We start from the raw sequence: 26,607 nt of genomic DNA, 5'->3' as shown, positions 1-26,607 counted from the left end.
TTATATAGGAGCGAAATACTTTACAGTTTTTTTGTGAAAGATAATTCGCGCACCGAGACTACTTGGCTGAGTTTGGTACGCCAGAATCACTGGATGCGTTACATAATCAACCGCACCGTATCATTGGATTTGATAACAGTAAGCGGTATATCAACAATGCTGAAAATAGCGGACGAAGTCTGAGTAAAATGAATTTCATTTTGCGTACCGACAGTTATCAGATGCAGCTTAATCTAGCGCGGGCTAAAGCCGGAGTAACCGTCACATTTGTCGATATCGCTGAGCAATATTCTGAACTGGTACAGCTTTTTTCTGAAGCGGATATCGAATCTGTTGAATGGTGGCTGGTTTGTCACCGCGATGTGCATGTGAATCCCAGAATTCGGTGTTTGATGACGTTTCTGCGGCAGTGGTTTCAGGCGGAAGGTCAATAGCCTTACATTTGACCGAAGCCTGACGTTTAGCTTTTTGCTTATGGGCTTGATGATGATCATTGATCTGTACCCGAACTAGTCAAATGACAGATCGTGTACGAGCAAAAAAACTCAACTAATTTTGAACCCATGGTCGGATTTTGTACGTGCGGAATCGATTTTATTGCCGATAAATTGATCTGAGCCCGTACATCTTCAAAAAGCTGTAATTATTTGAAACAAAAGTTGAGACTTTCAAAAAAAATTGAGTAATATGTTAAATATAAATAATGCAGAGAAAATGCTGCTCCACACATTTTCCTCTGCTGATGTAAAATAACGTGTAACAGGACAAACATTTTGTCCTTATTTGCCCTTAATATTCTGATGAGATAACCATGAGCAATTCTCTAGTTCTTGTAATCAATTCTGGTAGTTCTTCACTTAAATTCGCTTTGATCGACACGGTGAGCGGTGAGGCAACCCTGAGTGGCCTTGGTGAGTGTTTCGGTCTTGATGACGCAAACGTTAGCTGGAAAATCAACGGCGAAAAGCAACAATATAACTTGAACGATTCTGGTAACCACCACCAGCAGGCAATTGATCGCATTGTTGCTTTGCTTGAAGAGCTGGGCCTTAAACAAGATATCGTCGCTGTTGGTCACCGTGTTGTACATGGTGGTGAGAAGTTTACCCAGACGGTTAAAGTTGATGAATCCGTTCTGCAGGAAATTGAAGACCTGAGCGATCTGGCTCCCCTGCATAACCCAGCACACGTTGTTGGTATGCGAGCTGCAATTGCTGCCTTCCCGACACTGGCACAATATGCGGTATTTGATACAGCTTTTCACCAGACCATGCCGGCAAAAGCATTTACCGGTGCAATTTCAAGCAAGTTATATGATGACTACGGCATTCGTCGTTATGGCTTCCACGGTACAAGTCACTACTTTGTGAGCCGTGAAGCGGCTAAATTGATTAATAAGCCAATTGAAAAAAGCAGCTTTATCTCTGTTCACCTTGGCAATGGCGCATCAGTTTGTGCAATTAAAGATGGCCAAAGCGTTGATACAAGCATGGGCTTTACACCACTGTCAGGCTTAATGATGGGCACGCGTTGTGGTGATTTAGACCCGGGTATTATTGAATTTTTGCTGAAAAAAGGTTGGTCTCAAGATCAAGTATTTAAAGAGCTAAATTCGAACTCTGGTTTCCTTGGTGTTTCAGGTTTAACAAGTGACTGTCGCGGTATCATCGAAGCAATGGAAGAGGGCCACGAGGGCGCGACGCTTGCATTTGAAATCTTTACTTATCGTGTAGCCAAATACATCGCATCTTACATGGTCGCTCTTGATGAGCTTGATGGCATCATCTTTACCGGTGGTATTGGTGAGAATTCATTACCTATACGTCGCCAGATCCTTAAGTCTCTTAAGATTTTTGGTTACCGTGAAGATGAAGCCGCAAATGCTGATGCACGTTTTGGCAAAGCTGGTGTTATCACTCAACCAAATACTCCGCTTGCGATGGTTATTCCAACCAATGAGGAATGGGTTATAGCCAAAGAGTCAATGGCGCTGCTGCACGCTTAATAGATTTAGACCAACCTGAATAAGGTTGGAATTAACCAAGTTGCCTATGAACTTGGTTAAATCCCTGCTTGGAACACAGGGTTAATACTGAACGGAAAACGGCCCAGGGCATTAGATCAGGGCCGTTTTTTCCTTTTTAGGGATGAGATAGCCTATCAGCTCATAGATTTCGTTGATGATTGCGGTATTTCAACAAAACTAAAAATTGCTACTTATCTTCTTGATAAATATTATAACTTATCAACTTCTGTCGCATAAAAATGTGTATGACATTTAGGGCACGTTGGTACTCCTGGTACAGGAGCACTCCATTGACACTGACATATAATGCATTGATATGAGACCATTCTTTTAGGTGGTTCAGGCATCGGTTTGCTTACCTTTTCAGGTACTAATGTTTTCCAAGATTGATTCTTAGAGTGGGAGAAATTAGGCTTACGCGCAACAGGTTGATATTGAGTTATTGTTTGCTTTAACTTCTCTCTCGCTCTTCCTTCTATAGTGGTTTTTCGTGGATGGTAAACCCATCTCTTTGAGCTTAAATCGTGCTGTAAGAAGTTGCGAAGCTTGTCTGCATGACTAGAGGCAGGAGTTTTTTTACCCTGAAATAACTTATGGGTGTGATCAAGCTGTATTTCTAAAACACCACATTTGTCATCAGCCAGGTTGCAAAGAGAGTCTGGTAATACTCGGTTAGGGTGAGTAAAGTAGATGATAAAGGAAAAGCCTTTCACTTCACCCACGATGTCAACAATGGTATCTGCGAACTTTTGTTCCTTTTCTACTTTCTCTAAGGTAATGGACTGTTGAGGTGTTATTACCACTGTTTCTCTGAACAATCTTCCCTTTGCGTGCTGTTCCAGTTGGCTTTCAAAGATGGGGAGATCCAAGGTTATACCATTTTCTATAACTTGCCTTGCCATCATTCGAACAGACACAAAGAATGAAAAATCACATTCTTTGTCCGTTCCTTCCACTTTCCTACTGGCATGAGCAAAATGCCACTGTTTTTCTTTTCCTTGTCGCGCTATCAAAGGGGTATGACATGAGGGACAAATACAGTCGCACTTCTTGCCTCGTGTAACATCAGCGACATCCACAAACTCAGCATCACTTTTTCTTAAGCCAAAGGGTACATGCTGAAGCTGAAACACACTGTCTCTCCCAATATCCATATTACTAGTGAAAGAATAAATGAATCCTGTACAGCATAATGATAACCAAGGCATAAAATTGGCTGTTTTTTCTACAATTAAGCATAGTTTGTTGTTGAATAAGTGATATAAGATATTGAAGATTCTCAGTGTGCAGCGTACATGTGGTTAGATGGATATGGATGAACTGGCCGTTATCGAACAACAGATTCAATCACTGAAGAAAGAACTGACACGACTGGAAGCTCGAAAAAGAAGTATTCTCGCTTCTTGTAGTCAAGCTAGTATCGAGACGAACACTTTGTCTCCAAATCAAAAAATTGCCCTCTTTAGAAACTATTTTAAAGGGAATGAACGTTGTTATGCCGTTCGATGGCAAAACCAACAGGGTCGTAGTGGCTATTCTATTGCTTGCCAAAATGAGTGGCAGCAAGGGGTTTGTAATAAACCAAAAGTAAAGTGCCTTGAATGCGGGAATCAAGCGTTTAAACTCCTTAATCAAGATGCGATATACAGCCATTTGTCTGGGCAACAGACAGTGGGGTTGTACCCTATGACGGAGGATAACCACTGTTGGTTACTGGCGGTTGATTTTGACAAAAAAGACTGGCAAGAGGCATCAATAGCCTATGCGAGAGCTTGTAAGCAACATCAAATCGACTGCCTTTTAGAGCGTTCACGCTCTGGTAATGGGGCGCATGTATGGATTTTCTTTGAGCGAACCATTCCCGCCAAAGCTGCTCGTCAATTGGGTTTCTATCTGTTGGATCAAGCGATGCATCTTCATGGAGTGTTGTCGTTCGATTCTTATGATCGATTATTCCCCAATCAGGATATTTTACCTGTGGCGGGAATTGGCAACCTTATTGCGTTACCGTTGCAAAAAGTGTCTCGTGAACATGGGAACTCTGTCTTCGTAGATGAGCACTTTATTCCATATCCTGATCAATGGGAGGCCTTGTCCTCGACTCAGAAAACAACGCAACAGCAAGTCCAAGCGATAGTTGGTCAAGAACAGTCTGAGTATTCAGATAAGCAGATGAGTGAGACTTCACCATGGGAACGCACTCGACCACCTATAGACGCTATTCCAGATAGTCCTAACTTTATTGACATTACACTGGCAAATCGAGTTTATTTGCCACTCAAAAGTCTTCCTAATGCTCTAATCGCTCGGCTGAAAAGATTGGCTTCTTTTTCTAATCCTAAGTTCTTTAAAGCTCAAGCCATGCGATTATCGACAAATGGTATCTCCCGTTTTATTTCATTAGCAGAAGTGGAGGGACAGTATCTCTCTTTACCGAGAGGGTGTTTTGATGACATTCAGGAATTGCTTTTTAGTTTGAATATTCAGATTAGGGTGGATGACAAAAGGCACTCAGGTGTGAACCTTGAGACAATAAAATTTGTAGGTTCTTTACGCACTCAACAAAGTCGTGCAATTAAAGCATTAATTAAACACGATGTAGGAGTACTCCATGCTCCAACTGCTTTTGGTAAAACTATCACTGCGATTGGGCTGATTTGCGAACGTAAAGTGAGCACTCTGATACTTGTGCATAACAAGCAGCTCGTAGAGCAATGGCAAGAGAGGTTGAAAGCATTTACTAGTGACGTTGAAGTTGGTGTATTTTCAGGAGCAAAGAAAAAACCAACAAAGCAGGTTGATATCGCGACTTATCAAAGTTTGTTTAATCGAAGTGATAACACGGTTCACGATATGGTACATGAGTATGGGCAGATTATTGTCGATGAGTGTCATCACCTATCAGCACCGCAATATGAAAGGGTCTTAACTGATATCCATGCACGTTATGTCATTGGTATCAGCGCAACGTTAGAGCGGCGAGATGGGCATCAACCAATCATCTTTATGCAGACAGGACGGGTCAGACACACGATACAATCAAACAAGGCGAATCAGTTTGTTCAAACGTTAGTGAAAAAGGAGTTACCTTTTGAGCCACCGTTGGCATTTGTGGCAAATGAACCAAGACCTCATATTGCTGATATTTATCGTTGGCTGACAGAACATGCTGAGCGGAATAAAACAATTATTGATGATATTAACCAGGAAGTGGTTCGCGGTAGAGTACCGATTGTACTGACGGAACGAAGAGAACATGCAAAACAACTCTCAGATGCGTTAACAAATAAAGGGATCAGTAATGAAATCTTAGTGGGATCCATGAAGAAAAAATCACAAGAAGAGGTCATGGAGCGGCTTTCGGTCACTCAAGTACTGGTGGCAACGGGGCGTTTTGTTGGAGAAGGGTTCGATTTACCAAGATTAGATACACTAGTATTGGCATTACCAGTCTCTTGGAAAGGTTCTTTGATTCAATATGTCGGCCGAATTCAGAGAGAATTCGAAGGGAAAAGCGAAATTAAAGTGATTGATTATGTGGATGTAAAAATCCCAATGTTAAACCGAATGTTTACAAAGCGAGATAAGGGCTATCGAGCACTGGGCTTTACATGTAAAGAGCTGCAAATCAAACTCATTTGATGTTTTTTTGCATGAAGCCGGTGCAGATTACAGTCTAATACGCAAGATTTTGCTCCAGAATGGGTCATAGCCAAAGAATCTATGGCGTTACTACATGCTTAATAGATATTTAGACCAACCTCATAAGGTTGGATTAACCAAGCTGCCTGAGGGCTTGGTTAATACCCTGCTCGGAACTCTGGACAATTACGAAACAGGAAACGGCTCTGGAGCAATTCAGAGCCGTTTTTTATGGGCGCGAAGTTATCACTTTAAAGCTGCTTGAAGTGGTAGCCCGTAAAATATATAGATGTGTTCAAAATAGTCATTAGTAACCAGAAAATTCAAAATAATGTTGGTGATTTTCTAGTTTTGGCTTAGCTGCGATAGCTATCATGCTTTGGCCTGCATATAACTTTAGCCGACAACTCTTATGAACAAGCAGTACTCAATATTTCCTTTATCAATACCAGTTGAGAATGTTGCGTATCGGCTTGATTTTGTGCCGAAGAATGTGACTGTTTTTTTGTGGTTTATTGAATAAAATGTAAAGTTGCATCTTTTTTGCATCAATAACTCACTGGTTGCTTTATGTTTCATAAGCATGTGATGTAAGCTGTGCATCTTGTATAAATAGCGTTCAACTTGAATGTGAATTTCAGAACTCAATTACTATGAATGTAACAAACGCTCGCTCTAACAACGAAAAAGAATTTGCTGCTGATGTTAATCTGATATCGACCACTGATCCTTCTAGTATTGTGACTTATGCAAATACTGTTTTTTGTGATGTTGCTGACTATCAAGAATCTGAGTTACTTGGCAAACCTCATAATATAGTACGTCACCCAGATATGCCTAAGGCGGCATTTAAACAAATGTGGGAAACCCTTCAGTCGAGACGAAGCTGGATGGGATTGGTAAAAAACGCCCGCAAAGAAGGCGGCTTTTACTGGGTTTCTGGTTTTATTACGCCTATTACTGATGCGGCTGGTAAAGTTATTGAGTATCAGTCGGTACGCAGTAAACCTAAACGAGAATGGATTAAGCGTGCTGAACATCTTTACGCTCAATTACGTCAAGGTAAAACGCCAACCAAACTAAAATTTCCAAGGTTCAGCTTCAGTTGGGCGCGGAATTTAGCTGCTGGGATCACTATAGCGAGTTCGATGGCCGTGATTGCAGGGGCGTCACCAGTGCTGTGTGGTTCGGTATCATTGTTAGCAATGCTAGGAATGGCTATTAACGGTTTATTTCATCGTCGTCGTTTAAAAGAGGTCACAGAAGTCGCATCAGCCGCTTATGATAACCCTCTAATGGAGTTGATTTATACTGGTCGTTATGATGAATACTCAGTGATTGAGTTAGCTTTGCATAAACGTAAAGCTGAAATTCGAGCGATTGTTGGGCGAGCGACTGAAACGTCGGCAGATATTCATGTTAGTGCTGACCATGAACTCTCTAACTTAGAGCAGATAAAAACTAACTTAGCTCAGCAGGGCATGGAAACCGATTCTGTTGCTACCGCGATGACAGAAATGGCTCAGTCAATTCGAGATGTCGCCAATAATGCGACAGAAGCATCATTGATAGTTGACCAGGTGAACCAATTAGCCGGTCAAGGTTCAGAAAATGTTGAAACAACGATCGACTCAGTTGCAGAGCTGCACAAGGCATTAGAAGAAGCGAAAACAATCATTAATGACCTGTCAGTAAGCAGCCAACAAATTGAAAAGATCCTTGAAGTAATTGGTAGCATTGCAGATCAAACTAACTTACTTGCTCTTAATGCGGCGATTGAAGCGGCCCGAGCTGGTGAGGCTGGTCGAGGTTTTGCTGTTGTTGCTGATGAAGTGCGATCACTTGCATCCAAAACTCAGGTTTCAACAGAAGAAATTCACAACATGATCTCTCACCTTCAAAGTACTGCGCGTCAGGCTGTGACTGCGATGGATCAAGGCAGTAAATTGTCTGATGTTTGCAGAGACAATGCGATTGGTACAGGTAAGGTGTTGGAGCGGGTTAACATAATGCTCGATGATGTAACTAGCACCAGCCATCAGATTGCAACTGCGGTTAATCAACAAGCGTGTGTAACCGAAGAGATAAACGGCAATGTAGTTGCGATTCAGCAGCTATCAACATCGAATCATGATCTGAGTGATGCTTCTGTGGGTAGGACTAGTGAACTAGTGAGTAAACTTGGTGATCTTCAACGCTTAATGGCCCAGTTCCAAAAAGATTGATTGCTTGAGTCCATGAGTAAGTACACAGAGCTTACTGATTTCAGATAATTTATTACTGAACCTCAATGAATCAGGCTATCTGACTGCTAAAAAATGCAATCTGTTTCTTTGGTGAACTTAGTAACTTAAGGCTATCGGTGTTCGGGGGGGGATGTATATATGCTCAAAAGTTTGTCAGTGCAATCATATAGCGAGGAATGGGTTATAGCGAAAGAATCTATGGCGCTGCTGCACGCTTAATCGATGAAAACCAGCCTGTATAAGGCTAACCTACGCTTGGTTATTGTTCTGCTTGGAACGGTAGGGTAGCAACAAAATTTAATAAACGGCTCTGAAGCAATTCAGGGCCGTATTTATTGGGCGCGTAATCATCTTTTCGGGTTGTCATCATCGAACCTACCTCTTTCAACCTGAATTGATTATCTTTTGAACGCTGTGTTTTATGGGAGTCAGATTGCATTTTTGACACTTGCTTTAGTTGGATCGGTCGGTATTCGGCCAGAATGGGTGTCAATTACACCGTTTTGTTTCCTATAAGTTGCGTGGATATTATTTCACATTCTAGTCAAATTCGTGATGAAATAGATAGAAATACGAAATGTGATACCCATCACTTTATTGCTGTAATAAATAATGGAATATACATAAATATTTTGAACCGTATCACGTACGAGCACATTTCTACATGTCTTATCTACATTTTATTTTTGGTCTGATTGTTGTGGCCGCTTTAGCACTGGTTGTCAGTAAAGACAGAAAGAGCATAAAAATTCGCTACATTATTCAACTTCTTGTGATCGAGTTGGGACTTGCTTACTTTCTCCTTGGCTCATCTGCTGGCACCGGCATCGTAACTAAGTTTTCTGACGGATTTAAAAGCCTGATGGCATTTGCAGCGGAAGGTACTAACTTTGTATTTAGCGGTGTGGTGAACGTCGGTCAGTTCGATTTTTTCATGCACGTATTAATGCCGATTGTATTCATTTCGGCACTCATCGGTATTTTACAACATATCAAAGTACTCCCAGTCGTTATCCAGTGGATTGGTTTCGTACTATCAAAAATTAATGGCATGGGTAAATTGGAATCTTTCAATGCCATCAGTGCGTTGATGGTAGGTCAGTCAGAAAACTTCATCACTTACAAAGATATTCTCGGCCAAATGTCAGAGCGCCGTATGTACACATTGGCCGCAACCGCTATGTCGACAGTGTCTATGTCAATTGTCGGCTCATACATGCAGCTGATTGCGCCTAAATATGTGGTAGCAGCACTGATCCTAAACATGTTCAGTACTTTTATTATTCTGTCGATCATTAACCCTTATGATCATGAAGCAGAAATGGACTTCGATGATTTGGTTAACAGCGGAAGCAAAGAGAAGCTGACGTTCTTTGAAATGCTTGGTGAATACATCATCACGGGCTTTAAAGTTGCCGTTATTGTTGCAGCAATGCTGATTGGTTTTATCTCGCTTATTGCAATGATCAATCAAGCCTTTACTTGGGCATTTGGTATTAGCTTCCAAGATACAATTGGCTATCTGTTCTACCCTGTTGCGTGGTTAATGGGTGTTCCTTCTGGTGAAGCACTGCAAGCAGGTAGCATCATGGCAACCAAGCTGGTTTCCAACGAGTTTGTGGCAATGATGGCACTACAAGATAAAATGTCGCACTTATCAGCTCAAACTGTCGGCACGCTATCTATTTTCCTTGTATCATTTGCAAACTTTAGCTCTATCGGCATCATTGCCGGTGCGGTAAAAGGTGTAAACGAAGAGAAAGGCAATATGGTGGCACGCTTCGGTTTGCGCCTACTATACGGCTCAACGTTAGTGAGTATACTGTCGGCAATGATCGCCAATGTTATGATGAACTAAACGTTCCGCCGGGTAATTACAAAACTGAAACGGCTCTGAGCATCTGCTCAGGCCGTTTTTTCATTTTGTATTATGACGTTGGGTACTTTCAAGTTGGACTTATCGCAGATGTTTGATTTGAAGCTTGTGCGGAACAAGCAAAGTCACATGATTTGCTGCTAGCGCTTGAAGATAAAACCTCTCTCAAATTCGGTCATAACTGTGTCCAGCTCTGCTGGTTCAGATCAGAATATGACTGACCATCAATTCTATATATATCGTTAATTTCGCCGTACTGTTTAAAGCCATTTATAATATACAGCTGCTTTGTTGCAACGTTATTCGAGAGCACCCATAGCTCAATAGAAGTCTTTGCTGATGTCCAAGTCAGAAGGCTGGAAATCAACTGTAACTGGTCAGATAAAAAACTGGAGAAGAAAAGCTTGAAGGAGTGTAGTGGAAGGAGGCTGTTGTACGAGCACATTTTTGTGAAAAATATTTTTGCTATACATAAGCACACCCAACCAACGAAGAGTGGGTTATTGCCAAAGAGTCAATGGCACTGCTGCACGCTTAATAGATTCGACCCCTGCTGGGTTAGTACTGAATTAGAAACGGCCCGGGGCATCTGCTCAGGGCCGTTTTTTAACTTTCTGCGTAAGAAGTTAGCATTTATATTGTGATCCGTAACCAGATAAAACCATGGTGGCAATCAAGAGAAAACAAGGTATTCCACTTTTTCAAGTTTCTGAAACATCGATTGCTCACAGTTTTACAACGATATCTTCCATGGCTAAGCGAGACTTAGGGGATGCAGCATTATAGTCTGTATTCTCGTCACGATATCCAATAGCAAGGGCAACGTGGCAAACATGGCCATCGAGTTCTGCTGCAAACTCTTTGCTAATCATTTCACTATCAATCCCCTCCATCGGTGTAGAGTCGATATTTAAACGAGCAACAGTGTGCAGCGTATTACCAAGGGCAATGTATGTTTGTGCTTTAGTCCAAGCTTCTGTGTTACCTGTTTCATCAGTATTTAGCTCGGCAAATACAAAACCGCCGAACGCACTTTCTTTATCTTCAGGTTTCGTACGCTTGTCCTCAATGCCTTTATCAATCACAGCTTCATAATTTGCACGGGTATAGGCAGGGTTATGTGCATAAAGGATAATATGCGAAGCATTAAATACATGAGGTTGGTTAAACTGAAACTTATGCATAAAGGTATCATGCATGCGTTGCTTTGCTTCATCACTCTCGATAACGATGAACTTCCAAGGCTGAGAGTTTATTGATGAGGCAGATAAACGAATGGCTTCCAATATTACAGCAAGGTCTTCTTGAGAAACTTTTTTGGAAGGATCAAATTTCTTTGTGGTATAGCGAGAATGTAAATCGTTGATAATTGGGTGAGTCATTATATACCCTTACTTTTGAGTGATTCTTGCTAACAGTGAATAATGTGCCTATTCATTGCTTGTCAGCAGAATAAGTTGCTTTACTTGAAAGCTAGAAGAGGTAGCTACAGGCTATTTTTACATAGCCTGTATAAACTAATCTTTAATGAAACTACGCGATTTTAGTCATTTCATTTAGTGTAAAACTGGTCACTGAACCTTCCGTCGCTTTGACATAAGCCTTAAGGTGATCATTGTTCATATGGTATTGCCATAGTTGGCGGTTTTCCCAATTCTCAAAGAAAATGAAAAGTGCTGGATTGCTACCATCTTGGTGCAAATCATACTGGATGCATCCTTCTTCCTTCCGAGTCGGTTCTATTAGCTTTAGTAACTCAGCCTTTACCAAATCAACTTTATCGGCTTTTGCTTCAATTCGAGCAACAATCGTTAGCGTTTTAGTCATGTGAGTTTTCCTCTGAGTTAGGCGTCAATTCATCGTGTGGAGACATTATTGTTTATCTCGGATATGCTAAAAAGATGGTAACCCACTAAACAGTTTCAAAAAATTTTTGATAATGAATATTGCCGATCTCGCTCTTTTTGTTCGAACAGCCCAAACCAGTAGTATTACGGCCTCGGCTCAGCAACTGGATATGACTCCGGCCTCTGCTAGTGCTGCTTTAAAACGCTTGGAAAAACAACTGGGGGTTCAGCTATTTATACGCTCAACCCGTAAGTTGCGTATCACAGCCGAAGGTGAGCGTTACTTACTGTATTGCAGTGAAGCTTTAGCTTCTCTTGAAAAAGGAAAAGCATCACTTAATGAAATGCAGGGTAAAATTGCGGGTGAAGTTCGTTTATCAGCCTCTTCTGATTTAGGTCGAAACCTGGTGCTCCCCTGGATTGATGAGATCATTGACTCACATCCTGAATTATCTATTCAGCTTAATGTCGGTGACACTCTGGCGGACTTTTACCAAGACAAGGTCGATATGGCACTCCGTTATGGCGAACCTGAGGATTCGTCGATGGTCGCATTTCCCATCGCAAAGGTCGATCGTGTAGTCTGCGCATCACCTAAATACCTTGCTGAGTTTGATGAACCTAGGCACCCTAAAGACTTATATCAGCATAATTGTTTGCTCTATCGGATAGGAAATAGAGTCTATGATTGTTGGACGTTTTTTGATAAAGACGGCAAGTACGATGTCAAGGTTGGAGGAAATCGTGTGAGCAACGATGCGGATGTTGTTCATCGTTGGGCTGTGGCAGGTAAAGGGATTGCTTTGAAATCGCGATTAGACATGGCATCGGATCTACGCTCTGGCAATGTCGTCGAAATTCTCACTGAATATCAATCCCCACCTCTCGGCTTATGGCTGATCTGCCCTAATCGAACCCAAGTAACACCAGCGATGCTGATGTTACGCGATATGTTGCGTAGCAAATGTGAAGATGAGCTGAGCTATTTTAAAGGTTGAATACCGAGAAATAAATAACTTGTGCACTATCCGGTAGGTGAGATTGGTTTACTTAGAATTGTAGTGACTGGAGTTTAGTTCCCAGGTTATCCATGGTTGCAGCTGTATCGCCAGCGATTTGATCAACCCTCGTAGAAAGTGTGCGGTTTATATCGCCCAGTTGAGATGAACACTGGGAAAGGCTGGTTAAAAAAGCATCTGCATCTTTGGCTGAAGTGCCCGTTGTTCCGGATAGCGAGCGTACTTCATTGGCAACGATAGCGAACCCACGACCATGTTCACCAGCCCTGGCCGCTTCAATAGAGGCATTCAAAGAGAGAAGACTGGTCTGTGACGCTATCTTGCTGATATTACTGATCACGGCCGACGTTTTCTGGATCTCCTCAAACAAGCCATCAAAGGTACTCATCTGTTGTCCCTGAAGTTCGGTCAGATCGGTCAGTTCATTAGCTAGCTTTTCAATTCGCTGTTTGGCCTGGTGAGAGACGGAAACCGCAGTCCCGATTGCCAGGCTGCTTTGCAACAAGTTGCTATCCAGCCATTCAAAGGACTTACGCATCCGCCCCATACGCTGGTATAAAGCGGACAATTCTGCTTCGTATTGTTGCCTAATATTAAGTGCATCTTGCAGTGATTTTTCTTGATCTAGGAGCTGTTCTTGCTGGCGTCGTGCAAGTTCACGTTGCTGCTTCAGCGTTCCTTGCAGATGCTTAAGTTCAGCCTCTGTTTGCTCACGTTCAGCAGTGTCACGCTTTATTACCCGATTGAAAAGAAGAGAAAAGAAACTCATTGAACTGCACCTTATGATCGACCACTCATTAACGAACGGCATCCTAGCTTAACATGTACTAAAAATGCAACTTAATAATAACTACTTCATTAAAAGCAGTTTTTCTGAGTTTACTTTCACCTTCACTGGTCGATTAACTGATCTTTAAGTCTCAAATGAGTTCATTTTTTGGCATTAAACAGAGGTTGATCTTTCTTGTCTGTCTCTGACCAAAAATTGATATTGAACTGCGCATCATCTGAGATTTCGATACGGTGCCAATATTGAGGTGGGCTGGTAGCAAATTGACCAGCATTGATAACAACTTTAACTTCAGGCTCGGTGGAATGTTCATTGGCAAAGCCATAATAGGTAACTATACCTTCCATGACGCACAATTGACCAAATACTCCCTCGGCAGTGTTGTGATGTGAGAGCAGTGCTGAAGGAACGTTCTCTTTCGTAAAAAACGGGGTGGAACGTTGTACAGTCCAATTAGCAGGAATTCGTTGATGACTCATTGTAGACCTCCCCAGTAATACACTGGTATATCAAGATAGATTAATCTTTAGTGCTCACCTGAACATTAAAGCTGCATTTAAAATACCACATAAGACCAGAAAGGCAAGAATAATTCTCATTTGCATCTGTAGGTTGGACTATATATTTCCCTGCACCTAGCTCACATTGCTAGCCATTCTAGAATCATTTGCGCAAATAAGTGGTTTAAATCATGTGCTTAAAGTGTTGTTGGTACGAATGGTAATTTTTATATTGCGTCATAATCTTACCGAATATAACATGCAGTAAAAATACATGTTATGGTGGCTCCCTTCCATATCACGAGTACACTTGGAGAAATACGATGCTTGATAATCCTATTCCCCATCGCTTAATTGAGGGCACAGTCGTTGGTCGAGTTGACTGGACAGAACGGCTCTTCAGCCTGAAAGTAAAGGCGCAGATGATACCCTTTAAAGCCGGTCAATTTACCAAGTTAGCACTGCCGACAGCGGAAGGTGAATGGTCTCGCAGGGCATACTCTTTGGTTAATGCTCCCGACGATGAAATTCTGGAATTTTTGTTGGTGACCGTACCTGATGGCGAGTTGTCTCCCCGCTTGGATGCACTGCAACCCGGGGATCCGGTCTACGTGGGCGAAGAGCCGGCCGGATTCATGACCTTGGAGGAGATCCCTGAAACTGCCCGAGATCTGTGGATGTTATCTACTGGCACGGCCATTGGCCCTTTTCTCTCCATGCTGGCTGACTCGGCTTCGGAAGTGCGGTTTGAGCGCCTGGTGTTGGTGCATGCCGTTCGCAAAGAAGCCGAACTGGTCTATCAGGAGCGCATAGTGGCCCTGCAAGAACGTTTAGGCAAGCGGCTTCACTACGTTCCAGTCGTCTCTCGCGAAACCGTGCCTTATGCACTCACTGGACGGATCCCGACATTGCTATCTGCTGGAACATTGTCTCAGGTAACCAGCGTTGAGCTGGATCCGCTCAATAGCTTCTTTCTGATCTGTGGTAATCCTGAGATGGTCCGGGATAGTCGCGAAACATTACAGAAGATGGGTTATAGAAAACATTTGCGCCGTAAGCCCGGACAGTTCAGTTCTGAAAATTACTGGTAACTATCAGGCAGGGCCCTCCGAGCTATTACATGAGTACAAAACAATGAATATACATCCTGAATACTTTATCTATGGCTTCGGCGACTGCATTGGATGTGATAAAGCCAAGGCGTTGTGTGAAAACTATGGCAAACAATATGTTTTTATTAAACTCAAAGAGGACAAACAGGCGAAAAAGTTGTTGGGGCTTCTCAGTAAGGAAAAAGACTGGAGTCTGGGGCAAATACAAATACCAGCCATCTACAGAAGATCTGAAATAACTGTTGGTAGCAGTTTCAACTTTACGTACATAGGGAATCATGAAGCTCTGCAACAGCTTCTTGAGGATTGTTAACTTTGTAGCCAAACCAGAATTGCTGTAAAAAATAAACGGGTACGATATTTACCCGTTCGCTTCACGCATAATAGGTTCCAGCCCTACTGAATGTGAAACGGCCCTGAGCATTTGCACAGGGTCGTATTTTATTTCTGAGTATTTCATTCTATTCTTTTATCTTCTCTTTAGCCCGCAATGAAAGCACTTTTGAGCCGGTATAGCGGCTTGATGTTCCGTAGACCGGTGTTATTCTAGCTTGTAGAAACGTTTCTATTGTGTTGGAATGACTTGATGGCGTAATTCTGTAACACATTGTTTGTACTTGATAAGCAGAGATGACCTGGAATTGTATGGGGCAAATTTATTCGTGGCCTATTTATAGCCAGGTGCTTGTGGTTAGGCAATGCGGGTTGGAATGGGAGCCAGACCGGAATAGAAATGGCAGCTTAGTGTAAACAAAAGGACTGACGATGAAGAAGAATGTTATTTGGTATCTGGTTGATCAGCTTAGGGCAGACGCTTTAGGTATCAATGGCGATAAAAATGCACGCACGCCGAATCTTGATAACTTTGCTAAACAGAGTGTTAATTTTAATAAAGCGGTTTGCGGTTTTCCGCTTTGCTGTCCGAGCCGAGCATCTCTTATTACAGGTAAATATGCCCATAATAACGGTGTTGTCGGCCATGAATATCAATTAGCTCCTTCGCACTTAACGATTGCTGATATGTTCAATTCCGCAGGGTACGATACCATTTATATCGGTAAGTGGCATTTGTCTGCTCTTCTGGATAATAAAGGAGCGGAAAGAATCGGTACCAAAGTCATTCCTAAAGATTTGAGAGGAAGGTTCAAATCTTTTATCGGCTACGAGAACAATAACAGTCCCTTTGATTGTTATGTTCATGGGCACGATGGCGATCTAGAGATTGACGTATATAAATTGCCGAAATATGAAACCGATGCTTTAACCGATATTGCGATAGACAAAATTAATGAACATGCGAACTCTGGTAAGAGTCAGCCATTTTTTATGGTGATCAGTGTTCAGCCTCCTCATGATCCCTATATCGCACCGGCGAAACATTTACGGAACTTTTGCGAATCGGAATTAGAATTACGTCCTAACGTGCCACCTTATGAACATATTGTAAGCCAAGCCCGAAGGGATCTGACTGGGTATTATGCCGCACTGGAAGCCATCGATGACAACTTTGGTCGTCTGATTGATGAACTGGATAAACATGGCTTGTATGAAGATACGCATATTATTTTCTTAAGTGATCATGGCGATATGCATGGCTCACAGGGAATGCTGCGAAAAACCAACCCGTATGAAGAGTCGATCCGGGTTCCCGTTATTATTGGCGGTGGTGGTCGAATGGCTGAGGATAAACATCATTTATGTGGTGAAGACCATGCCTTGATAAACAGTGTCGATATCGCACCAACGTCATTAGGCTTATGTGGCATTGAGATCCCAGAGGTCATGGAAGGCATTGACTTCTCTGCAAACCGACTCGATCTGCGCAAAGAAAAAAATGCACCTTCCAGTGCTTATATCCAGTCTGTGGTGCCGACTTACCACAATGACAGCATCAATAAACCCTGGCGGGGAATCGTGACCAGTGACGGATACAAGTATGTGTGTTTCGAACACTCGGAATGGTTAATGTTCAATTTGAATGACGACCCCTATGAATTGGTCAATCTAGTGCACAATGCCTTGTTCTGTGAAAAACGCAAAGAGTTGAATCAGCAGCTCAGAGACTGGATTGAAAAAACGGATGACGATTTTTCTGTACCAGTAATTGATAAAACTGACATTGACTATTTTGAAGAAACCCGAGGTTAGATACTGATAGCAAGCTCAAACTGACGAGCATGCAGAAATCTTACTGGGGAATAGTGTTTAATGGCGCTGCTGCACGCTTAATCGCAAAGCACTCAACAAAAGTTGAAAAGCCCCACGGTGTGAAGTGGGGCTTTTTTGTTTTTGAAAACGTAAATGACGGTGATACACCAGTTTTTTTTTCTGATTTTAATGTTAGTTTGCCATCGCCATTGTTGTACGGAAGGGATAGCAATAAATAGCAATGACTTTAATGTTAAGTTGTTTAATATTAAATGGTTATGGAGGTTGTTATTATAAGTCTCAGTGATGTGTTGAAATATTTTTTTTACGCAAATACACATAGTTGCTTACCTTTTCGGTGGGTTGAAAACGGATTTGTAAAGCGATATCAAAATGGTTGAGTAACAAAGTTAAGCCTTGATGAGTGAAATCAAATTTACTGCTAATTATTCAAATATTTTTTGCCTTTGTAAAAATATATGATAAGTTACCCCCAGATTTGAGTGAATCAAATTGCAAACACTTAGGCAGTTTCCCTTTTTGTAGGAAGGGGGATTGCAAAGGTCTAGGGAGTGAAATGCCGCCGAATAGATCTTGCTGGGGGCACCCAGTCTATCCTGCTTGGAACACAGGATAATTACGGAACGGAAAACGGCTCTGAGCATCTGCTCAGGGCCGTTTTTTCGTTTCTGTGCGAAGTATTATTTAGAAGGTCTTATAGTCGCTCACGTATGAATTCTCGCTGAACACCGCATTTGAAGTGGTATAGCTAACATGCTTTCGCTCCCATAAATAAGTTCAGTCGCTATTTTTCACCGCTTGAGCATCCAGGCCAGTACTATTTGGTTTTCCGACACGCCATGCTCACCCGCGACCTGAGACAGCGCCTGCAAACGTGTTTCGTTACCGGCATTTTCATATAAGGGGTTCTTCTATAGGTATCGCGCTTTTCTGTAATACGTTGGCCGCTTGAGCAGTCGTTCATATCCTAAGTCAGTTTGCATTTTTAGAATAATAAATGACGGAATGTAAAACGGCGCAGAGCATTTTCTCGGCGCCGTTTATTCTTGTTGGGGCTAATAACCAAAAGCTTAGTTATATTTATTGTTGGGTGAGGTGCAGTGGTTTGCTGATCAGGCGAGCAATCATTTTATTAATCGCTACCATCTGCGGTGCATCTTTACTGTAGTAATTATACGGAGGAAGGTTGTTGGTACTATAACCCCAGAAATCCCAACACCCTTTGGGATTCATCGGGTTTAGCGTTGATTTTTTAATTTGGGGGAAGAGCACAATCGTGCTGTTGGTATCTGCGGCTTCTAAATAGCCCGTTTCTTTTACATAGGTTGTCCCTATTACGGATACGCCTTGCTCACAGCCATGTAAGGAGACATGAACTTTGCATTGTTCTGTACGGCAATTTTCGGGTACATAGACGAAGGCGATTTCATTCATGCTCGTGAGCGGGCTGTCGAAAAAGGCACTCTGATCAAACTCGATGAGTTCGCCACTTAATTTCTTGGCCGCAGGGTTCTGCTCACCATAAATGTGTTTGAGAATGCGCTGGGCCTGTGGAATATCGCAATCATTGATATAGGGTTCTTGAGTTTTGTCGCACTGGGTGTCGTTTTGATCGGTGGTGATAAAGGCATGGCCTGCGTCAATTCGGTTGTTGTACAGTATGTGATCGTCACTTACTCCTAGCTTCTGATAAAACTCGGCGGTGGTGTCAACAACGCCTGTCACGACGGTTTCATCACTTGCTCCAGAGAAGATATATACCCTGTCATTCTTCAGGTTGTCTACGGCATCAATTTTGCCTGAATCGGCAGTTTGTTTTGCAAGATCGACCAAAAAACCACTGTTCGGGTACATCATTGACGGGCAGCCGACAATGCTGCCTTTGCAGGGGTTCATACAGGTCGTCGTTGCACTCAGAATTGGCGTAATAAACGGGTTGCTGAAGGGATTGTTACCGGCACAGTTCCATGGGCCGCCTGCTACTATCCCGGCACCAACCAGCTCTTCAGAGTAGGCGACATGGAATTGAGCAGCCATAAAAGCACCGGAGGATAACCCTGATATAGAGGTTTCGTTGGGCAGGGCATTCAGTGCCGGAAGTTTTGTCTGTGTCGCAAGGACTGTGGTGCTGAGAGAAATAAACAATAGAGCAATTGTGATTCTAAGTTCCATTATCATGTTTGCCTCCTGGCAATTTATAATTTTAACAATTGGTTATAGGTTTTGTGTCCCTACAACATGGCGTTAAAACTATGTGGCGTAAAACAAAGGTTGCGTGACTTGAAAATGTCGTACACGCTCGGGTTGTAGGTGGGCTATACCCCATGACGAGAATATGCATATATGCAATTAATTGTCTTTTTGCTTGTGATTTACGAAAGAGAAATGTGGGCGAGGTATGATTTTCTGGCGTTTGAGTTATGAACCTTGCAAGGAACGTTAATGCAGGTCAAATAAATCGGTAATGGCCCTGAGTGAGAATTCAGGGCCGTTTTTTATCATTTATTCCTATTGGTATTAGTCGCCCATTAGTGCAACGGCCTCTTCTGCGAAAATGTAGTGAGCATGTCCCTCCAGCCAGCGCTGAACAGCCAAATTTTCCTGCTTGGTGTTCGCACATTCTCCTTTATATGCTTGGCCTGCTCGTCCATGATCGTATGTTTGGTTTGGCATGCAGAACTGTTCGATACCTTTTAGATAACCCAGCTTATATTCTTCAAAACTGTTATCAGATAACTTATTTAGTTTTGTCAGTTCTGGTTTAGCTTGTTGGTATTGCCCGGTCTGTCCATCGAGAAAGCCAATTTGCTGCCATTCATTTTGATGCGCAAGTTCCATTTGTTGGTTGTATAGCCCGGAGCAGCCAACTAAAACAAAAGCAGTAAGTATCAAGGTTAATATTTTCATCTTTTCCTCACCAACTAATCTCAACGATGAATCTGTTGAGGGTCCTGATAAGAATAGTTCAGCAGGTATAAAACCGTTAAGTACATATACCCAAACCACATCAAGATGCTGTGTTCAGCGAGAATTCAGTGGTTTTTAGGCAAGGCAGCCATATGAGCGAATAGTGGCATTCAGAATACCGTGGCTCAGTTCAGTAAATTGAAGGCGAAATTATACCGGTGAGTATTATTTACTGACGACTGAACCGTTGATATTGCGGCCGATAATAACGGCAATATTGCCATCCTACCCATAGCACTAAGCCGGTTGCTACGGAGATCTCAAATATCCCCAGCTTTTCCAGCCAAGCCCATTGCGGGTAGTCGATGACCAGCCAAGTGGTCAGGTGGTCAATGGCAACAGCGCTGATCACGGAAGGAAATGTGACAGCTGCGAGTGAAGGCTGAAACCGCTGTTTAAGCAGATCGAAATAGCACAGGTAGACCAGAATGGTCATGGTAATGCCCACGCCCGCTAATGCGCCGGTCAAAATAGGATCGGGTTGCTCTACATTCAGCAAATAAGCGGTTAAGGATAAATTGACAGGGGCCGCCATGATAGCCAGGGTTGGTCTGGCAGGGCGAGGTAAGCGACCGGCAAAGCAGAGGCGGTACAATACAACGGGCAGCATGATAAAGTAGATAGTAATGCAGACTTCTGTCATTGCCAGGGCAAAATCAGTGTGCCCTAATTGGGGCCCGGCTAAGGTGCCACTGATCGCGCCCACCGGATACAGGAACCAACTCGGATACAAGTTGATTAGCCGAAATTTTTGAAATTGAAAGCTGAAGAACAGTACCAGCATCGTAAAGTGTAAAAATAGTGCGGGATACCAAAGTAGGCGTGCGATTTCAACATGGATGGAAGATAGATAATCAGACAGTACCAGCAGAGTCATGGTCATCGGAGCCATCAGACTACCATACAGCGGGTGACGTAAATCCTGAATAAACAGCTGAGGATTAAAGACATATTTCAGAATAACAGGAATGAGCAAACAGACACCAATGAAGGCGCAAATCCCGCGAATGATATTAGCGCTATCAGGTAAAAAAAGTGACCACGCCAACCCAATGCCTGTGAATGCCAGTGCCAACGCCGCTTGTGCAGTGGGGACATATCGAAGAGCGTTACCTATTGCAGCCATTAACCTTTCGATCCCTCGTCTCAGCTCGAAATTTAAGCAGAAGTTTACACTAGAAAGACAGCGTAATGACCTCGGCGTGTTCAAAAAGAATAATATTGGGGCGTTGTAAAGATGAAAATAACTCTAATCGGCGTAAGTTGATGAATCTGATAGGCATGTTGATTGGATTTGAATTGTGCTGATATTTATGTGAACTGACAACAGTAAAATAATTTGCGAAAATCGAATTTTAAGACCATATTTAATATGAAGCCTGTGTTGAGTAATTATTAATGCTTTAGATTCTCGGAGGAACAAAGCCGTATTCGTTATGCTCTAGAGTGCAGGTTTCAGGTTGCCGCTGATTTCGAGTCAATGAGCGACATTGTGATAATGTAAAAGCTTCTAAGTGAGTACTTAGTTGTTAACAATTTGGTTAAGTGTCACCGTAAATATATTTTCTTCGCCAGAACAGAAGAGTTCGATTAGTCCTATTAAATGGTATCGAACACGTCAAACTCAACGTAATGAGTGGCGAAGCTCCGATAGACCGTAATAACCTTGTGTGTGCTGAGTAGGTAGACAAAGGTAGGTAAAGATACAAAATCAAGCCGCACTGCAATGGTGCGGCTTTCTTTGTTTTAAATGTTTTATTTTTCTTCAATGAACGCATTACTTTTACGATTCATTTTTTGGGTGAATATGCAACGTGATGCTTCTCGTAATATTGGTATTTGCATGCGTCATGCTATACGACACAAGACTTCATTCTGTTTTCAGAAATAGCGCAATATTCTTATTTTATATATTGAAAATGTTATCATGTTGTTTTTAATGGGGTAAGTTGGCTTATCCACAAAAACGGTGGGTAACTCACTGCAAGCGAATCGACCATGCTGGCTGAAATTTAATCTATTTCGTATGTCTGGTTAAGCCATTAGCCTAGAGGCATCGCCTGATCAAGTTAGGATGGTTAAGCATCTTTATAGGGTGATAGAATGTATATCTTCGTATTTAATGGAGTTGGTATAAATGACGTCATTTAAGTGACTCATTTTAATGCAAAAGAATAAGTTGAGTGTGGTTTCATTGAATAGATCTTTTTAAGTATGATAGCTCAAATTTTTAAGGATTAATATTTCTTGGTTAGAGTGTGGTCATGCTTTAAGTACTAGCATCATACCCCTAACGGGTTATTCATAGATATAACGAAAGTGCGATAAAATAAGTTGTTGATTATGTTCCCTGCCGGGGGGTGACGATTGCTGTCAATATTTTGACCGTGCTTGCGCCAGGTCATTATTGTTGGTTTTTATTGGCAAAAATATATGTTCCTAGAATGTTTTTTGCTGTTTTTTATGTAAATGAATGGAAATATAACTCATGGGGCTATTTCATGCTAAATCCTTTCCGCTCACTTAATATTAGAGCGACAATATTATTGGTCTTTATTATTCCGACCACGTTGTTATTAATATTTATTGGAATGCAGATCAACAATGCGAATAAGCAACTTGTTTATTCTGAGGTATCCCGTGAAACGGTTGAACTTTTTCACCTATATGATGAAGTTGCCCATCAATTTGCGGTTGAGCGGGGCCTGACTGCAGGAGTCGTTGCAGCAAAGGGGCAAAGCAAGCAACGAGATGCGCTTCAAAAACAACGCATCGTGGCCGACCAGGCGTATCAGAGCCTGGTTGCTTTCTAGCCGAGCAGCTTGGATGCGGCGTTGGTGTCTGAATTGCTCCGAGCAGTGAAAAGCCAGCTTGATAATCGTCAGAATATCCGTTCTCAAGTCGATCGCTTAACCATTGTTGATTCACCATTCGCGTATTACTCGAACGTGAATAGTTTGTCGCTTGATAACCTTGCCATTTTATTGTCTCAGGTCAGTAACATTGAGCTTAAGCAGGAGATGCAAGGTCTGTTATCTCTATTGGTTATTAAGGAGCAGGCGGGCAAAACAAGAGGCGCGCTGAATGGTGCATTTGCGGGTAAACGATCATCGCTAGATAAGTATGCGCAAATAAGCAGCTATATTGATGCTGAACATTATGCGTTGCGTCAGGCCAATCTGTTGTTAGAAGGTGATGCAAAGCGTCGGGTTAATGCGATCACCCAAACCAGCACGTGGAAGCAGGTGCTGGAAATTCAACAACAGTATCTGTCTCAGGTAAATGATTTGGCAGCGATTCAGGGGCCAGATGCTTCTGTCTGGTTTGATCTGGCAACCCAACGTATTGGTTTAGTGAAAGGATTACGAGACAGTTTCGCCGGCTCCATTTTAGTCAAAGCCCGGCACAATCGGGATACTGCCAGCTCCGTTCGATTAATTTACATTGGTTTAAGCCTGCTGGTGGTGTTGCCGCTGATCATGCTGACCTGGCACTCAGTGGTGAAGCTTCGCCGTCGTGTCGAAGGGTTTACTAAGCAGCTCGATACGATGGCGAGCAACAAAGATCTGACGATTCGCTTGTCTGATGGTCAGAAAGATGAGTTGGGTGAAATTGCTGAGCATTTTGATGATCTGGCCGTTAGCCTCGGTGAGACATTAACTAAATCGCTGTTGGTCGCCAGCCAGACTGAACAAGAAATGGTTATTATGGTCGGGTTGGTCGATAAAGCCCGCGCAGTGAGCGAGCAGACCCATCAGCGCTGCGATAGCATTGCAACGGTTAATGAGATCGCTGAGTTCAATGCCAGTATCAGCACAGCTTCCAGTCAGCAGTCGCAGACCGCAAATGCGGTTGATGCTGATGTCGATGATCTGTTAGACATGGCGCAAAATACCAACCAGACGATTGTTAGTATTCAGGATGAAATGGGGGCGGTGAAGCTTCGTATGACAGAGTTAGTTCAGGAAGTGAGTGCTTTTAAATTGAAATCTGTCTGAAGACATTTTTAATCAGTTTGGTTTTAACAAAAGGGCTCTGAGGAGTCCTTTTTTATGGATGATATATCAGGGCTACTCCGAGTTAGGCTTGCAACAGAATTTCATCATAATGCGAGTTTACGCACTGATATTTTTATAAATTTAGTTAATCATAAAAAACTGCTATTTCTGCAGTTTTTTCAATGAGTGAGCATGACAATTCAACAAATACCTTATTTTAATGAAGCGCTACTGTCCAAACTCGTGACGCACTTTGGTATCACACGGCACGCTAAGGATGGCGGTTATATTTTGCCTGATGGCCGTTTATTGAATTTGCAACGCTCAGATATGAACAATCGCCAGTTCCACCGAGCGGTAGCGGCACTGATGCCTGAAGAGATGGTTGGTATTATTGATGAAATCACCATTGTTAATCTCATGGCATCGACCGGGGCAATCCGTTATGAAGCGAGAGGACGGGTGCATGTTGCGGTAAAACCGACTCAGTTACAGCGGCGTAAGTTGTTCGATATCATGAAATACAGTGTACATAGTTACCGTGTGTTAGTTTCTGATCTAAACGGTGCCACGATCGGCGATGAAATGTTTCAATCACCTCAAGCTCACGAACTGCTGGACTTTTTTAACCGTTGTTTTAGTAGCGCTCAGAAACAATATCGTGATGATGAGTTTTACCTTAGCGAAGAGCTGGACGATTACATCTTTACGTTCCGTCCTGAACAACGTCAGATCGGTCGTTATCAATCAAGCACAAAGACATTCACTATTTTGCCCGAATTCGAAGGATCGCTTGCCATGTTCAAACAGAAAGTCACAAAGCTACGTCTGCAAGAAAGTGTTATGTAAGTAGGTGTTCATGAACGGGCTAAGCCACTGACTATTTTCTTGTTTGTTTTTTCTTAATACGTTCGACATGGATGATCAACGTATCAACTGTTTCCTTCAATAAATCAAGCTCGTCAATAGTCAGATCATTCAATTGTTCGAGGTTGTACTCGATTGTATCAATTATCCTTTTATGAGGACGCTGCATTGGCCTCATGAAATAGGTTGTAACCGTTGCAACGATAGCCCCAAAGAACAACGTTGAACCAATAACTATCCATAAACCACCGACGAACTGAGCCATATTCGATTTCGGCGCATCCGCTATTCCTGCTGTGGTAAATGCAGCTACGCACCAATACAGCGCATCTCCATACGAACGGATAGACGAACTTTCAATATTCAACTCCGAAAAATACATACCACCAGAAAATACGAGCCATAGCACAATCAATAGAAGCAACATTTCCGAAAAAGGTGTGTGGACAGAGATATCCGTTATAAACCGTTTTAATCGCGTCGGTGGCTTTGCTCTTTTCATCGTTCATACCATTTAATAGGAATAGTAAGTGCTAAATGTCTTCTGTTTTTTAACGGTTACACTGAGTTTTTTATCGGTTCATACAGCATGGTTAACTCATTATCACTTTCTGCTACAACGGTAAACCTCAGTTTTTGATACAATTTTTTAGCGGGATTTGATTTTAAAACACTCAATTTAACATTATGTTGATTGTCATTCGCGAGCTTTTGGATCTCAGTGAGTAACTTTGCACCTATGCCTTTTCCTTGGTACTCCGGCAGTATTTGAATCTGTACAATGTGCCAGCCTGATCCATCAAAGTAGAACTTGAACAAACCTATACGGTTATCTTCGCTATATACAATTTTGGCATCATCAAAATGATAACGAATGCGATCCAGATGCGATGTTTCGTCTGTTGCTATTCCTGAGACTGTTAAATAGTGATTCATGGTCATGTTTCTAAGTAACTGCAGAAACGGAATGTCACTTTCCCGTGCTTGCCGAAGTGTAACGTCCATTGTTATCTCCAGAAAGGCTAACGAAGCGGCCTTTGGTGGGGCCACTGTGTTAGACACGATTTATCGCTCTATCTAGATTATTATGGCCCCAATCAAAAAGATACGCTTTCCATTTTTCAATAACTTAAAGAACCGCAATACCTCCTCTGTTCACAAACTAAATCCATCGGCAGTAATCAGCAAGTAACCAGCAGTTTTTTGCTAGTTATCTTCCTGCCTGTCATCCAAGATAGGCACCAACAAGCTGCTTTTTATTGTTAATCTATTTTGGGTGACTGATGTAGAACAACAAAAAAAGATGAAGGATAATATCAATAAAAATCAGATGGATAAGTACGGCATTGATTGTTTGATTATGGTCGAAGTCTATCCGTTTTTATCAGTATATTGTGATCTTGTGTAAGGGATAAAAGATGCTTACTGGATATTGGTCTGTCGACGTGTTTATTATTGCCAACCTGTTGCTATGGGGTATTGTGGCCGTCATTTTTGGCTATCAACATACGACGGGCGGTGGAATGCTCAATGACCAATCAAATAATA

20 protein-coding genes and 2 pseudogenes are annotated in these 26,607 nt (G+C 42.3%); 12 read left to right on the top strand and 10 right to left on the bottom strand.

Translation table 11 applies throughout. From position 1 onward, the window contains the following. Nucleotides 1–59: 59 nt before the first annotated feature. Both L4D76_RS25195 and L4D76_RS25190 read left to right on the top strand, forming a co-directional pair. Nucleotides 60–434, top strand: a pseudogene (locus tag L4D76_RS25195) (LysR substrate-binding domain-containing protein); the annotation flags it as partial. A 377-nt stretch (nucleotides 435–811) separates the two neighbouring features. Beyond that, on the top strand, nucleotides 812–2,005 hold the full coding sequence (locus tag L4D76_RS25190) for an acetate/propionate family kinase (RefSeq protein WP_428443613.1): 1,194 nt from the start codon (nucleotides 812–814) through the stop codon (nucleotides 2,003–2,005). Between the two features lie 230 nt (nucleotides 2,006–2,235). Here the strand turns inward: L4D76_RS25190 and L4D76_RS25185 are convergent, their stop codons facing one another. Beyond that, nucleotides 2,236–3,159: a competence protein CoiA family protein gene (locus tag L4D76_RS25185; RefSeq protein WP_428443612.1), complete on the bottom strand. Its 924-nt coding sequence runs from the start codon at nucleotides 3,157–3,159 to the stop codon at nucleotides 2,236–2,238. A gap of 172 nt (nucleotides 3,160–3,331) precedes the next feature. Here L4D76_RS25185 and L4D76_RS25180 point away from each other — a divergent pair, with 172 nt between their 5' ends. From L4D76_RS25180 to L4D76_RS25170, 3 genes are all read left to right on the top strand, one after another. Then, nucleotides 3,332–5,668 (top strand): TOTE conflict system archaeo-eukaryotic primase domain-containing protein, encoded by a 2,337-nt coding sequence (locus tag L4D76_RS25180; RefSeq protein WP_428443611.1) that lies wholly within the window; start codon nucleotides 3,332–3,334, stop codon nucleotides 5,666–5,668. 653 nt (nucleotides 5,669–6,321) lie between these two features. Next, a complete protein-coding gene (locus L4D76_RS25175) occupies nucleotides 6,322–7,893 on the top strand; it encodes a methyl-accepting chemotaxis protein (RefSeq protein ID WP_428443610.1) in 1,572 nt (523 codons plus the stop codon). A gap of 685 nt (nucleotides 7,894–8,578) precedes the next feature. Continuing rightward, nucleotides 8,579–9,772, top strand: a complete 1,194-nt coding sequence (locus L4D76_RS25170; protein ID WP_428443609.1) for a NupC/NupG family nucleoside CNT transporter — start codon at nucleotides 8,579–8,581, stop codon at nucleotides 9,770–9,772. A gap of 743 nt (nucleotides 9,773–10,515) precedes the next feature. Here L4D76_RS25170 and L4D76_RS25165 read toward each other — a convergent pair. Further along, nucleotides 10,516–11,172: an NAD(P)H-dependent oxidoreductase gene (locus tag L4D76_RS25165; RefSeq protein ID WP_428443608.1), complete on the bottom strand. Its 657-nt coding sequence runs from the start codon at nucleotides 11,170–11,172 to the stop codon at nucleotides 10,516–10,518. Between the two features lie 151 nt (nucleotides 11,173–11,323). After that, nucleotides 11,324–11,617 carry a putative quinol monooxygenase gene (locus L4D76_RS25160; protein WP_428443607.1) on the bottom strand — a complete coding sequence of 98 codons (294 nt, stop codon included), beginning with the start codon at nucleotides 11,615–11,617 and terminating at the stop codon, nucleotides 11,324–11,326. Nucleotides 11,618–11,729: 112 nt separating this feature from the next. Between L4D76_RS25160 and L4D76_RS25155 the strand changes: the two genes are divergently transcribed. Then, the gene (locus L4D76_RS25155; protein ID WP_428443606.1) at nucleotides 11,730–12,635 is read left to right on the top strand and encodes a LysR family transcriptional regulator; all 906 of its coding nucleotides are present in this window, start codon (nucleotides 11,730–11,732) and stop codon (nucleotides 12,633–12,635) included. A gap of 52 nt (nucleotides 12,636–12,687) precedes the next feature. Here the strand turns inward: L4D76_RS25155 and L4D76_RS25150 are convergent, their stop codons facing one another. Both L4D76_RS25150 and L4D76_RS25145 read right to left on the bottom strand, forming a co-directional pair. Further along, nucleotides 12,688–13,425, bottom strand: coding sequence for a methyl-accepting chemotaxis protein (locus L4D76_RS25150; RefSeq protein ID WP_428443605.1), 738 nt, complete (start codon nucleotides 13,423–13,425; stop codon nucleotides 12,688–12,690). A gap of 161 nt (nucleotides 13,426–13,586) precedes the next feature. Continuing rightward, a complete protein-coding gene (locus L4D76_RS25145; protein WP_428443604.1) occupies nucleotides 13,587–13,925 on the bottom strand; it encodes a TehB family protein in 339 nt (112 codons plus the stop codon). A 344-nt stretch (nucleotides 13,926–14,269) separates the two neighbouring features. Between L4D76_RS25145 and L4D76_RS25140 the strand changes: the two genes are divergently transcribed. The 4 genes from L4D76_RS25140 (at nucleotide 14,270) to L4D76_RS25125 (ending at nucleotide 17,445) form a co-directional block, all read left to right on the top strand. Further along, nucleotides 14,270–15,037, top strand: a complete 768-nt coding sequence (locus tag L4D76_RS25140) for a ferredoxin--NADP reductase (protein WP_428443603.1) — start codon at nucleotides 14,270–14,272, stop codon at nucleotides 15,035–15,037. Between the two features lie 43 nt (nucleotides 15,038–15,080). Further along, nucleotides 15,081–15,371 carry a hypothetical protein gene (locus tag L4D76_RS25135; protein WP_428443602.1) on the top strand — a complete coding sequence of 97 codons (291 nt, stop codon included), beginning with the start codon at nucleotides 15,081–15,083 and terminating at the stop codon, nucleotides 15,369–15,371. A 452-nt stretch (nucleotides 15,372–15,823) separates the two neighbouring features. Then, complete coding sequence (locus L4D76_RS25130) at nucleotides 15,824–17,206, top strand: sulfatase family protein (protein WP_428443601.1); 1,383 nt, start codon at nucleotides 15,824–15,826, stop codon at nucleotides 17,204–17,206. Nucleotides 17,207–17,235: 29 nt separating this feature from the next. Next, the gene (locus tag L4D76_RS25125) at nucleotides 17,236–17,445 is read left to right on the top strand and encodes a hypothetical protein (RefSeq protein ID WP_428443600.1); all 210 of its coding nucleotides are present in this window, start codon (nucleotides 17,236–17,238) and stop codon (nucleotides 17,443–17,445) included. A gap of 862 nt (nucleotides 17,446–18,307) precedes the next feature. Here L4D76_RS25125 and L4D76_RS25120 read toward each other — a convergent pair. From L4D76_RS25120 to L4D76_RS25110, 3 genes are all read right to left on the bottom strand, one after another. Next, a complete protein-coding gene (locus tag L4D76_RS25120) occupies nucleotides 18,308–19,399 on the bottom strand; it encodes an extracellular catalytic domain type 2 short-chain-length polyhydroxyalkanoate depolymerase (RefSeq protein WP_428443599.1) in 1,092 nt (363 codons plus the stop codon). Nucleotides 19,400–19,744: 345 nt separating this feature from the next. Then, nucleotides 19,745–20,134, bottom strand: a complete 390-nt coding sequence (locus L4D76_RS25115; protein ID WP_428443598.1) for a DUF2799 domain-containing protein — start codon at nucleotides 20,132–20,134, stop codon at nucleotides 19,745–19,747. A 229-nt stretch (nucleotides 20,135–20,363) separates the two neighbouring features. After that, a complete protein-coding gene (locus L4D76_RS25110) occupies nucleotides 20,364–21,320 on the bottom strand; it encodes a TDT family transporter (protein WP_428443597.1) in 957 nt (318 codons plus the stop codon). Between the two features lie 1,318 nt (nucleotides 21,321–22,638). Here L4D76_RS25110 and L4D76_RS25105 point away from each other — a divergent pair. Both L4D76_RS25105 and L4D76_RS25100 read left to right on the top strand, forming a co-directional pair. Further along, a pseudogene (locus tag L4D76_RS25105) lies at nucleotides 22,639–24,192 on the top strand (nitrate- and nitrite sensing domain-containing protein). Nucleotides 24,193–24,384: 192 nt separating this feature from the next. Continuing rightward, entirely contained in the window at nucleotides 24,385–25,041 is a 657-nt protein-coding gene (locus L4D76_RS25100; protein ID WP_428443596.1) for a hypothetical protein, read from the top strand. A gap of 31 nt (nucleotides 25,042–25,072) precedes the next feature. Here the strand turns inward: L4D76_RS25100 and L4D76_RS25095 are convergent, their stop codons facing one another. Both L4D76_RS25095 and L4D76_RS25090 read right to left on the bottom strand, forming a co-directional pair. Further along, complete coding sequence (locus tag L4D76_RS25095; RefSeq protein ID WP_428443595.1) at nucleotides 25,073–25,561, bottom strand: ion channel; 489 nt, start codon at nucleotides 25,559–25,561, stop codon at nucleotides 25,073–25,075. A gap of 56 nt (nucleotides 25,562–25,617) precedes the next feature. Next, nucleotides 25,618–26,064, bottom strand: a complete 447-nt coding sequence (locus tag L4D76_RS25090; protein ID WP_428443594.1) for a GNAT family N-acetyltransferase — start codon at nucleotides 26,062–26,064, stop codon at nucleotides 25,618–25,620. Between the last annotated feature and the right edge of the window lie 543 nt (nucleotides 26,065–26,607).

The sequence above is a fragment of the Photobacterium sagamiensis genome (assembly GCF_050337085.1).
Classification (GTDB): Bacteria; Pseudomonadota; Gammaproteobacteria; order Enterobacterales; family Vibrionaceae; genus Photobacterium; species Photobacterium sagamiensis.
This window is presented reverse-complemented; position numbering and strand designations above follow the sequence as displayed.